This is a genomic window from Runella rosea, assembly GCF_003325355.1.
Taxonomy (GTDB): domain Bacteria; phylum Bacteroidota; class Bacteroidia; order Cytophagales; family Spirosomataceae; genus Runella; species Runella rosea.
This window is the reverse complement of sequence record NZ_CP030850.1, coordinates 5,489,027-5,500,801: the sequence shown is the minus strand read 5'-3', so window position 1 is coordinate 5,500,801 and position 11,775 is coordinate 5,489,027. Positions and strand designations below refer to the sequence as shown.

The 11,775-nt window shown below is 46.5% G+C and carries 11 protein-coding genes; 4 read left to right on the top strand and 7 right to left on the bottom strand.

Annotation, left to right across the window (positions count from 1 at the left end; all coding sequences use genetic code 11):
* Positions 1–65 precede the first annotated feature (65 nt).
* On the top strand, positions 66–2,819 hold the full coding sequence (locus DR864_RS22790) for a bifunctional YncE family protein/alkaline phosphatase family protein (RefSeq protein ID WP_114069130.1): 2,754 nt from the start codon (positions 66–68) through the stop codon (positions 2,817–2,819).
* Between the two features lie 78 nt (positions 2,820–2,897).
* On the opposite strand, the gene DR864_RS22785 is transcribed toward DR864_RS22790, so the two are convergent.
* Positions 2,898–4,286, bottom strand: coding sequence for a pyridoxal phosphate-dependent decarboxylase family protein (locus tag DR864_RS22785; RefSeq protein WP_114070429.1), 1,389 nt, complete (start codon positions 4,284–4,286; stop codon positions 2,898–2,900).
* A gap of 250 nt (positions 4,287–4,536) precedes the next feature.
* On the opposite strand from DR864_RS22785, the gene DR864_RS22780 reads away from it, so the two are divergent.
* Both DR864_RS22780 and DR864_RS22775 read left to right on the top strand, forming a co-directional pair.
* Entirely contained in the window at positions 4,537–5,523 is a 987-nt protein-coding gene (locus DR864_RS22780; RefSeq protein ID WP_114070428.1) for a phosphotransferase, read from the top strand.
* 112 nt (positions 5,524–5,635) lie between these two features.
* Entirely contained in the window at positions 5,636–5,998 is a 363-nt protein-coding gene (locus DR864_RS22775; protein WP_114069129.1) for a DoxX family protein, read from the top strand.
* An 85-nt stretch (positions 5,999–6,083) separates the two neighbouring features.
* Here the strand turns inward: DR864_RS22775 and DR864_RS22770 are convergent, their stop codons facing one another.
* The 3 genes from DR864_RS22770 to DR864_RS22760 form a co-directional block, all read right to left on the bottom strand.
* On the bottom strand, positions 6,084–6,704 hold the full coding sequence (locus DR864_RS22770) for a hypothetical protein (RefSeq protein ID WP_114069128.1): 621 nt from the start codon (positions 6,702–6,704) through the stop codon (positions 6,084–6,086).
* Positions 6,705–6,811: 107 nt separating this feature from the next.
* A complete protein-coding gene (locus tag DR864_RS22765; RefSeq protein ID WP_162794059.1) occupies positions 6,812–7,201 on the bottom strand; it encodes a hypothetical protein in 390 nt (129 codons plus the stop codon).
* Between the two features lie 21 nt (positions 7,202–7,222).
* Positions 7,223–8,575 (bottom strand): vanadium-dependent haloperoxidase, encoded by a 1,353-nt coding sequence (locus DR864_RS22760; RefSeq protein ID WP_114069126.1) that lies wholly within the window; start codon positions 8,573–8,575, stop codon positions 7,223–7,225.
* 296 nt (positions 8,576–8,871) lie between these two features.
* On the opposite strand from DR864_RS22760, the gene DR864_RS30550 reads away from it, so the two are divergent.
* A complete protein-coding gene (locus tag DR864_RS30550; protein ID WP_374755786.1) occupies positions 8,872–9,006 on the top strand; it encodes a hypothetical protein in 135 nt (44 codons plus the stop codon).
* A gap of 201 nt (positions 9,007–9,207) precedes the next feature.
* Here DR864_RS30550 and DR864_RS22750 read toward each other — a convergent pair whose 3' ends face one another.
* The 3 genes from DR864_RS22750 to DR864_RS22740 all read right to left on the bottom strand — a co-directional run bounded on the left by DR864_RS22750 (position 9,208) and on the right by DR864_RS22740 (position 11,629).
* Positions 9,208–10,365 (bottom strand): DUF3179 domain-containing (seleno)protein, encoded by a 1,158-nt coding sequence (locus DR864_RS22750; RefSeq protein ID WP_114069124.1) that lies wholly within the window; start codon positions 10,363–10,365, stop codon positions 9,208–9,210.
* A gap of 121 nt (positions 10,366–10,486) precedes the next feature.
* Positions 10,487–11,050 (bottom strand): carboxymuconolactone decarboxylase family protein, encoded by a 564-nt coding sequence (locus DR864_RS22745; RefSeq protein ID WP_114069123.1) that lies wholly within the window; start codon positions 11,048–11,050, stop codon positions 10,487–10,489.
* A gap of 33 nt (positions 11,051–11,083) precedes the next feature.
* Positions 11,084–11,629: a carboxymuconolactone decarboxylase family protein gene (locus DR864_RS22740; protein WP_114069122.1), complete on the bottom strand. Its 546-nt coding sequence runs from the start codon at positions 11,627–11,629 to the stop codon at positions 11,084–11,086.
* Positions 11,630–11,775 lie beyond the last annotated feature (146 nt).

Sequence of the window (11,775 nt, the reverse complement as noted above, 5' to 3'; positions counted from 1 at the left end):
TGTACTTTTATCTCTTTATCCACGCCATAAAAGGCGTGGCAACCCTATCTAAAACTACCTTTCCTATGCTACGCATTTTTTTCCTTTTCTGCCTGTATTTATCAATAAGTCAACTGGGTTGGTCACAACCTTGGCAAATGTCGGCCCCCGCAGGCAGTGAATACGCTAAAGTTGACAAAAACGGCGTGAGCGTTTTGCCCAACGGACGCCTCATAACGCCCTTGGGCAAACAAATCATGACCGCGCCGCACCCTTACGGATTGGTTTTGAGCAAAGACGGAAACATTGCCGTAACGGCCAACTCAGGCACTAACCCTTTTTCGGTTTCAATCATCAAAAACGTGCGCAGTGCCAATCCAACCGTTCTACAAGTACCCGAAGGCTTTAAAACCGACGACGGTATTCTAGAAGCCTGCTTCATGGGCTTGGCCATCAGCCCCGACAACCAAACACTCTACGTAGCGGGCGGGCAAACCAACAAAATATTTTTGTTTGACCTGAACACGGGAAAAGGCAAGGGCTCAATCAACTGCTCCGCCAAAAACTACGAGCATGGCTATCTCGGCGACCTCGTTCTTTCCAACGACGGCAAACGCCTCTATGTAGTTGACCAAATCGGGTTTAGAATGGTGGTGGTCAACACCGAAACCCTGCGCGTAGCAGACAATATTCCGACGGGGCGGTATCCCTTTGGTATCAGTTTTTCGCCCGATGAGCAACGCATCTACGTGGCCAACGTAGGCGTTTTTGAATACAAACCTTTTACCGATTTGGACCCAAAAAACCTCAAAAAAACCGCGCATCCGTGGCCCGCTACCAAATATGGCAGCAAGGAAATGGAAGAAGGCAACGCCGCCAAAGGCATCCCCGCGCTGGGAAGCCCCAACGCACCCGAGGCCTTTTCGGTGTGGAGTTATTCGCCCAACGGCACGAGCTGGAAAGTAAAAAACAAGACCAAAACGGGCTTTTTGGTGGGTCAAATGATTGAGGATTTCCCAGCAGTGGGCGGTAGTAGCCCCAACTCCGTGGCCGCCACCGACAAATATGTATTTGTTAGCAACGGCAACAACGACTGTGTGTCGGTGATTGATATTCAGAAAGATACCGTAGTGTACACCATTCCGTTGCAACCCGACCCGCGTTTGGGCAAGCTGCGTGGACTGATTCCGTTTGGCGTGGCTACCTCTCCCGACCAAAAGCGCCTCTACGTGGCGGAAGCGGGCATCAACGCCGTAGCCGTAATTGACATTCCGAGCCTGAAAGTATTGGGTCATATCCCCACGGGTTGGTTTCCGTCCAAGCTAAAAGTATCGCCCGATGGGCGACAGTTGATTGTCACCAACGCCAAAGGATTCGGCAGCGGCCCCAACGGCGGCCCTAATTTTAAACCTGGTCCTGAAGGTAGCTACGTGGGTAGCTTAATGAAAGGAACGGTATCGGTCATTGATATTCCCGCCGATGGACAATTGGCCGCGATGACCCAAAAAGTGATTTCGAATAATTTTAAGTTTGAACAAAAACCCGTCACCAAAAATGCGCTTTCCAACATTGAGCATATCGTGTTCATTTCCAAGGAAAACCGCACCTACGACGAAGTATTTGGACAAAACACCAACGGTAAAGGAGAGGCTTCATTGGCGCGCTACGGTCTGAAAGCGACGTTTTCCAACCGCAACAAAACCCAAACGTTGGAAAATGTAGACGTGATGCCCAATCACGCGGCATTGGCGAAGCGTTTTGCAATGTCTGACAATTTTTACTGCGACGCCGACGTCTCAGCCGACGGACACCGCTGGATGGTGGGCGTATATCCCAACGAATGGGTCGAAACGGGCACTTCCGCCGCTTACGGAGGAAAACGCGACTTGATTGACACCTCCAAGGCACCCGGTAATTGGTCTTTTTACGGCTCGGCAGGCAGTATTTATCCCGAAGATTATACCGAAGCTGGCTCCATTTGGGACCACCTCGAACGCAACAAAAAGGAGTTTTTTAACTTCGGCTTCGGAGTCGAAATGGCTGCTGCGTATTCCGACAGCACCATGAAGTACATCGGCGAGCTATACACCATCAATTACCCCTTGCCCGCGCCGCTTTACGACCGCTCTTCTAAGATATATCCAACCTACAATATGGCCATTCCAGACCAGTTCCGGGCCGATGTGTTTATGAGGGAATTTAACGAAAAATGGGGAGGTACTAACAGAAAATTGCCTTCGATGCTTACGCTCATGCTGCCCAACGACCACGGCACCCGCGAACGCGCCAAAGCAGGATTTCCGTTTACGCAAAGCTACATGGCTGACAACGACCTTGCCCTCGGACGCGTAGTGGAGTTTTTGAGCAAAACGCCTTACTGGAAAAAAATGCTCATCGTAGTGCTGGAAGATGACCCGCAGGGCGGCGTGGACCACATCGACGCCCACCGCAGTTTGTTGCTGACGATTTCGCCTTGGGTCAAGAAAAACTACGTCGGTCACGAGCATTACAGCTTTGGTAGCGTATTCAAGACCTTCTGGAATATCCTCGGAATGCCGTACCTGAATCAGTACGATGCGGGTGCCACAAATCTAATCGACTTGTTTACCGACAAACCCGATTACACGCCTTACAATGCCGTGGCAATTGATAAACGTCTATTTGACCCGCAAAAAGCGTTGGACCCCTTCGATGAAAAATTTGATTGGAAAGCCTTTGCCCAATCGGAAGAATTGGACCGCACCGAAACCATGCAAAAACGCCGCGCGGAAGATGATGAAGAGCTGAAAAAAGCGAAGCCGAAAACTAATAAACCAAAAAGTATCAAACCGAAAAAGTAACTGTGAAAGGGGAGCGGGAAATGAGTAAACCGCTCCCCTTTTTTTATAAGTCGGGATGTGCGCAACCTGACGCACAGTCTAAGCCAAGACCGCTTTCATTTCGGCAATCGCAATTTCAACATCTTTCTCAAGAGTACGCCAGTTGACAAACGCCGCTCGAATGCCTTTTTTGCCGTTATATACCGTTGGGGTCATAAATACTTTTCCGCGTTGGTTTAGTTGGGTCAGAAACGAATGTACTTTGTCTTGATTTTCTTCGCCCTTTAGGGTAAAACACACGTTGTTCAGACGTGTTGGCGCAAGCAACTCAAAATCACTGCTTTGCTGAATAAAATCGTCCAATAACTGCGCCATCTGGATGCTGTTTTCGACAATTTCCTGATAGCCTTTTTTGCCGTACGCCTTCAGCGTAAACCAAGCGGGCAACGCTCGCAATCGGCGCGAGTTTTCGGGCAAAAAATTAAGAAAACTAAAATTTTCGAGCGGGTTGCCGAGGTAAGGCGCATTGGAGTTTTGGAAGGTTTCTACCTGCAAAATACTATGTTCTTTTTTCACCAAAAAGAAGGCACTTTCGTAGGGTACATTCAGCCACTTGTGGCAGTCAACAGTAATGCTATCGGCACCTTCCCAGCCCTTAAGTAAATGTTTATATTTGGGCGAACAAGCTGCAAAACCACCAAAGGCCGCGTCGATGTGCCACCAAAAGTTATATTTTTCTTTTAATCGGGCAATAGCTTCCAAATCGTCAAAATCAACAGTATTGACCGTGCCGCCACTCGAAATCAGGATAAAAGGCTCCCCTGAAAGCACTTGTATCTTCGCTTCCAAATCGGCCACATCAATCGCTTCTCTATTGCCCAGCAAAGTATTGATTTTAATAAAATTCTGACTTCCTAAGCCTAACATTGACAGCGACTTAACGGCTGAGGAATGCGGCGTGGCGCTCAGCACTTTTACGCCCTTTCCGACGCCTTCTTTGGCAATATCGCGCCCCTGCTGCTTGCCTGCCCACTGACGCCCAACGGCCAACGCGGTAAAATTGGACATGGTCGCCCCCGTCACAAAACCGCCAGTGAATGTATCTGGTAAGTCAAAAAGCGACAGCAGCAACTGAATGGTTTCCACTTCAATCAGCGCCGACAAATCACCTTGCCCTTGAATAGCCTGCGGGTTTTGGTCATATACTCCTGCGAGCCAGTCGCCTGCCACGGCGGCGGGCGTAGCGCCACCCGTCACAAACCCCCACGAGCGCGGCCCCGAAGAAGCCACGATGAGCGGGTCAAATCGTTGTTTAAATTCGGCCAAAACTGCCGCTGTTCCTTTTCCGTTTTCTTCCAAGTCGGTCACCAACTTCACGGTATGAGGAGCCGAAGTGGGGCGTTGGTCAATGGTTTGTAAGAAAGCAACGCCCTGTTCAAGAATTTTTTGAAGGATTTCTCCGAAGTGGTTTAAGTCATTTTGTAACATAGCTGTAATGGATTGTTTTAAGTTGCAAAGAAACACGAAATCAGCCATTGTCGGAAATGTCATTGAGGTATAAACCGATACTTCTCCCTTGTTTTATTTATTGATTCAGAATACGCGTAAAAAGTGCATCTTTGCACCCCGTTTTTTCTTTTGTCTGGTCATGTCACTCGATCAGGCCAATCCAACTTTTACATTTTGCATTTTTCGGTATATCATTTTTCGGTTGTACTTCACCCCAAACTTCGGCTTCATGAACCCTTTTCCCGTGTATGATTCGAGGCTGTCGGCTTCGCATTTAGGTACTTTTTTGCAGACCCGCTACTCACTCAATGACTCCATCCAATGCCATATTCTGAAAACGGGTATCAATCACTCGTACCTTTTGAATGACGGAGCTAAAAAACTGATTTTCAGGCTTTACAGCTACAATTGGCGTACAAAAAACGAGATTGAAGAAGAAATCCGTTTGCTCAAGTTATTGAATGAAAACGGCGTGCCTGTCTCCTACCCCATCGCCGATGCAAAGGGCAGTTTTATTCAGGAAATAATGGCACCTGAAGGTCTGCGGTTTGGGGTCTTGTTCTCGTTTGCCGAAGGCGAAAAAATACGAAGCTTTACCACCGACATGAGTTATAATATTGGGGTCGCGATGGCTCGTTTTCACCAAGTTACGCAAAATTTAGCGTTGGAACGAGTTACTTATAACGTCGAAACGTTGCTCATTTCGCCCCTCCAACGCGCCCAAACGTTTTTTGCCGCTAGTTCTGAAACCATGACTTTTTTGGAAACATCCACTTACAAATTGATAGAAAAAATCAAGGAAGTCAATATGAAGGAAGTCCGAACAGGCGCGGTTCATCTGGACATTTGGTTCGACAATATGCACGTTACACCCAACGAAGAGGTTACCTTTTTTGACTTTGATTTTTGCGGCAACGGTTGGCAAGCCCTTGATTTGGCGTATTTCAATGTGCAATTGTTCAATACTGAATTTGATGCCGACGAATACCAACGCAAACTCCAACGGTTTTTGGAAGGCTACGAAACCATTGTGAAGATTTCTGACGAAGAAAAACGCCTGATTCCCTACTTGGCGGTGAGCCTCTGGTTTTTCTATTTAGGCATTCAGTGCCAACGGTTTGATGATTGGGGCAATTTGTTTATTAGTGAAGATTATTTCAAACGTTTTATCGGACTGATTCAAAAATGGTGTACGAAACATGAGTTGTTTGCGTAGTTATCAAGGTTGCTATACTAGAGTATACCACTATACTTTAATATAGTACTTACATTTGTATAGCAACTTTACTGACCTTTGTGGCTCACAATTAACATTCAATTCTACCACAATGAAACGCGACAAAATAATTTATTGGATTACGACGGGCCTGATTGCCCTCCTGTTTTTATTTAGCAGCTACATGTACCTAACGAAAGCTCCCGATTTAATCCAAAGCTTTCAAAAAATAGGGTTCCCTATCTATTTCGTAACGATGCTGGGCATTTTTAAACTGCTGGGTTCTTTGGCTTTGTTGAACCCTTGGTTTGACTCCCTAAAAGAATGGGCGTATGCGGGATTTGCGTTTACCCTAATCGGTGCCACTTGGACACACATCGCTACGGGTACGCCTTTTATTATGCCTATAGTGATTTTAGGGGTTCTTGGAGTTTCTTACTTTTTTAAACAAAAACTTCAGGCGAAGCTGGCGTAAAACAACAACGGCGCAAAGAAAAAGCTTACTTTCTTTGCGCCGTTGCGTGGTCCGCCGCCACGGTGATTTAATTTAACATTGGCCGTTACTCTCCTGCCAACATTTTGGCCGTTACTTCTTTTTCAATCGTAATGTAGCCCGGATAATTGATTTGTGAATTTCCAATGCCAAGCGTTGGTCGGAGTTTGATGGTCAGTTTGGAGGGCTGTGAACCCGCCTTGCCTGACAGGTTTTCGACCATGTTCACAAACGCATCCCGCGCTTTGGAGTCAGTCAAGAGGCGGTAGGCGTTGGTGCTGAGCTGCATGGGTACACGGGTGGTGCCGCCGTTGGGCTGAACATCAATACGCTGGTCCCAGAATCCTGTAAACACCTCATTTTCAGAGAGAAAAACTTTGTATTCAAATTGATTGATACCTGCCTGCTGTTTGGTTGGATTGGTAACGTCCAAATTCAACCGAAGATTGAGTGGCACATCCTGACTCAACAGCGCAAGGGCTAGCCTTGGCGACTTGGCCAAATCAAAATCCTGCATATTTCTGAATTGCCGAACGTCGATGCCCGCCAACGTAATATTGTCGGCTGAAGCAATCGCATATTTACAATCGCCTAGTGTTTTGGCTTCTGATATTTGTCGACTAACGGCGCATTGTTGAAAAAGTCCCGTCAACGCAATTCCGAGGATAAAAAGACTAATTTTTTTCATCTGTAACTTGTTATAAAATCCTTCTAAAAAGACCTATTAACGCGCTACTCGACACAAAATTGCCATCGGCGATAAGTTTCCTGTTCGCTGATTCTTTCCCAAGAAACCTATTTACACACTTCCAAGAGCTTTGTTTCAATGGCGGCGTCAAACGCCTGCCGCTGCTCAGTTGTTTTATAACTTACGGCAAACAGGCTGTCCATGGTTTTGGTAATTTTCTCGGCCAATTGACCCGTCCGAAGTGTGTAGACAGTCTTGACCGAATCAATGTGCTGACTTTGTGCGGGCGAAAGCGGCAAGTGATGCTTGGCCAATGAATCTTCCATGAAGCGAATTTCGTTGGCGGCGTTGAAACGTTCTTCCTTCAATTGGCGAGCTTCACACTCCAAATTCGCCATTAATTGTACGTCTTTTTCGAATTGACCACGATTATTTTTTTCACAACTCAGCAGGCCCATACAACCGATTATTACCCAATAAAAAAGTTGAAATTTCATAGTGACAGGTAGTAGTGAGCGTTACTTAATTGCCGAAGGCCATTGAATGGATTTAACCACATTATCGCCAATTCCCCGGCCCATTTTCAAGCCATTTATATTATCCATGTCATAGTGAATCCCTCCATAAAGACGCGAATTGGCACACTCCTCGGCCATTTCGGCAAAGTTCGAGAATTTTCGGGGTGCAAAACCGTGCTGTACTTGTGAGCGGTCTGTCAGGGCGTATGTGCCGTCGCCGCTGGTGAAAAGTTTCGTAAAAATGCGCTCTCCCACACCGATTTCGGTAGCGTGCCCAGAAGTATAAGCAGGAAAGGCAGGCGTTCCGATCACGGTTTTAAAATTGGGGTCAATGTACCGCTGGATATACGTAACAGGTCGGATGAGTGAATAGTCGTATTTGGCTTTCCAACAGGCAATAAAAGCGTCGATTTCACCAATTCCTAGCATGGCATAGCCCACAACGGCCCGTTCGAGGGTTGAGTTGGTTTCTTCCAATAGCTGCGTCATGATATTGAACGTATGCCCAGTAGGTGTACAGGTCGCAAACGGATCATCGGCCCAAAATTTGGCGATTTCAATTTGATCGGGTGTGTTCTTTGTAACCTGCGTATAAACGTGAAATGCTTGTTTGAAAAAATCCGATTGGGTATCAAACGAAAACGGAATCGGCTTGGGCGGAGTACCATACGTCATATTTGAAGCCAAAACTGGGCGGCATTTGTACCAATAAGGACTCAACGGGGTCAGATTTTTGGCATCGGTTGGCTCCCATTTATCGATGCCTTTCACGGGGGTAAAAGGCTTGGAAAAGGGGTTAAGATACGAATCATGACCCCCATCCGATTTGGAATATTCATAAATGGCCTTAGCCACGGCTTTCCCATGTTTGACCGATTCTTCTCTCAATATTTTAGAGGTAGTTTCTGCAAAAGCCGACATGTATTGCCCTTCTAATTCATTGATTTTAGCGAGATTAGCCGCGCTGATGTTCTTTTCAAACATATATCGCATCATATCCGCTACCGCAGTATTAACCACAATTCCCCAGTGGTAGCGTACATTGAGCGGTATCGCCACGGGCATGTCTGCTGGAATCAACCGGTTGAGTTGCCCCGCCAATGGCTTAGCACTCGGAATGCCACTGTACGCCGCTTCGTAGGCCGTTATACCCACGTAACCGAAGGCTCGTGAGGCTTGTGGAGGTAGAAAACCGGGCGTTTCTTTCACGATTCGACATTCTAACTTAAACCACTCACGCAGAAAATCTGCGGAATAATTGGAGACCTCATTGGGTTTGGACGGCTCTATTTCCGTACCCGTACACCCCGCAAAAAAAACGAGGCTGACAATAAAGTAAAAAAGCTTCTTCATAAGAGTTAGACTTAAATGACTGTTTGAGCAAGCACACAATGCCCATTTAACGTATATACTTCAATTACTATGCCAAAATATATCCTTAGCTCATTTTACATACCATAATACAAAGCGTTTTTCGTCATATTCCAGCAGTTCATGTCTTTTCAAATATTTACCCCAACTGTTGCAACAATACTCCTTCTATCCGACGGCCAAATCCCTGGACCAGGATAAAATGTGGGGCGTTTTGTGAAATAGCTCTTGTTCATTAAGTTATTGACCGACAGCCGAAAAGTATATTTATTTGTCACATGAAAGGTCGTGTTCAGGTCAACCAAACGGTAACTTGGCACCACGCCTTTGGCTCCGTTGACCGTGGCGGTCACGGTGTTGAAAGCATCGGCAAAGCTTCTACTTACGTAGCTGTACAGCAGCGTTGCACTTAGCCAATGGTATGTAAATTATATCCCATTTCGGCTCGTCCATTTTATTGGAATATTGGGTCGTGTCAGATTTTAATTTTTGGGCAATTAGTAGTTCATTGGATAAGATTAAAAAGAGGAATATATAAATTTTCCTCATGGTTAAGATTCCAATAAAATACTGATAATAGCGCGTGATTACATGAACTCAATTGCCGCAGAAGCTTATTTAAACTGCTTGGTATCAGGATGAAAGGTCTGCCAACTGTGCCAATATTCCTGATACGCATTGACTTTTAATAAATCAGGTCTATTTGGGGTGTATGATTTGCCGAGCAAGTTGTAAGCACTGCCTCCCTCATCAAACAAAGAATCATTTTTGACCGTCAATACCTGACCAGGGGTAGCACGACGCAAGGCCGTAAAGCTCTTATTATCAGAAGCCAACACAACAGTGATGGGCAAATAACCGACCATGTCATTGATGATTCGCTTCTTTTGCAACTGATTCCAATCGTAGGCTTTTACACCGCTGCTCACCTCCACGCCCACCACCCACGATTTTTCCTCCCAAGAGGCAGAATCTCGTTTCGTAAGTTTTCCTTTCCGCTTACCCGATTCATAATTGCTCAATGAATCATATTCTTCCTGAAACTTCGTATCTGGCTGCATGACCAAACTGTTGGGGTATAGCGCCAGCCATTTGGCAAGCGAAATTTGCGTAATCTCCAACTCCGGTAGCGTTTGCCCTTTCAATGTCCCCGCAATGGCTTCACCGTTGGCCTGACGCCACCAACTTCCCGTGGTTTTATCCTCAAACATGGCATTGAAATGGTCCATTCCTACGAGTCGAAACGTTTCTAGCCGACCGTTTACCACAGGCTCAAACACCCGTCCCGTGCGGCAAACCGTGCAATACGTAACAATGATGGGCTTACCACCCAATGTATCCTGGACCTGATGATGGTAGCCAATAAACTGAATCGGATAGGCCCGCGCCTGACCGTTGATTTCAACGCCAATGACGATACGTTCCTTATCGACCTTGTTTTCAGCCGTATTTTTAAAAGTCAAACTGGAAGGTTGATAAAACATGGAATCGGCGGCCATTTCAAAATTGGCAGCATAGGTCACGATTGAAACAGCCAATAAGGCCAATCCCGCCCAAAACGGCCCCCATCGGCCCGCCCGAAAGGCCGACAGCCCCCCAAGGAGTATCAAGCATCCAAATACACCTCGAAACGCCCATCGCCACGAATGCAAAAAATAGGCCACATCAATGCTGTTCAGACGTTGACTTCCTGGCATGGGCATGATGAAATACACGTTGGCGATTTCAAACAAAAGGAGACCAGAAGCGCCGATATAAAATAAATTTTTCATGTATTAGACAAAGTGTATTTTGCAGATAGTCAACTTATTAACAAGCCGTTACTTCGTAGTTTTTGTAAAAATCCTCCGACAAAATTATCGGAGGATTCATGTTCACTTCAACCTATGTTTACTAAGTGGCTTGGGGGGCATATTCCCCTTCTGCCGAGTATCCTTTTTGCGTAATTCTTGCGGCACGGTAGCGGTAAATGTTGGGGTCAGACGGGGCAACCGTCGCCAAACCATCCACGTAGCGATTGAACATGCAAAACGCCGCCGAAATCAACACCGTATCATGAATGTCTTTATCGGTAGCCCCCTGCTGACGAGCCGCTTCCACCTGCTCAGTCGTTACATTTTTGCCGCCCTTTTGCACACTCCCCGCAATGGCCAAAAGTGCTTTCATTTTGTCAGACAAGGCCGTTTGTTCGTAATTCTCTTTTACAGCTTTTATAAACGACCAATCTTCATCACCGAGGTATGCGCTCGCCACCGCGCCGTGTATTGTTTGACAAAATACACATTCATTTTGCGACGATACATAGGTCGCAATCAATTCGCGCTCGCCCCGACTCAGGCCCTCGTCGGTTTGTAAAAGGGCATTAGCCAGTGCATTCATAGGAGCCGCCGTTTGGGGGCTAAATTTCATCGGGCCGAGGATTCCCGGCGCATTTTCGGGCAATTGAATATGTGGCATAATTGATTTATGATTATCGTTTTAGTTAAAGAACTAGGGATGTTTGGGAGGGACATAACCCAATGTGGCCATGCGCTCGCCCATGGGTTCATATGCGCCCGGGTCGGTGGGTGTGAGTGTTGCCAAACCATCCACGTAGCGATTGAACATACAAAAAGTAGCCGCAATCAGTACCGTATCGTGAATTTCGCGGTCGGTTGCTCCTGCCAAACGGGCATTGGCTACAATTTCATCCGATACCGTTCGCGCATCCTGCTGCACACACTGGGCAATGGCCAAGAGCGTCTTCATTTTTTCAGAAACGGGAGCCGTTTGATGGTCTGCAATGACCGCATCCACGAGTTCTTTATCGGTACCAAACAAATAACGGGCCGCCGCCGCGTGGCTACACGTACAAAAAGTGCAGTCATTTTGCGATGATGTAAACGCCGCAATTAGCTCGGCATCCGCTTGACTCAGCGACGAATCACCGCGCAGAAGTGCCTCAGCCAATGCGTATAAAGCCGCACCAGTATCGGGACGATAGGCCGCTAGACTACGGATGCCGGGAAAACCTTCAGGTAATGAAATATGTGGCATGATTCTACGAATTTTATATTTTTAGGTTGAAGAAAAACAGGCCCATTAAGCAACAAGCCTGTTTGTACAATCATCAACCTATTATTTATGAATACTTTCATTATCAATAATTTATAATCAACAAACAATATCGTGGCCTTCCCAAT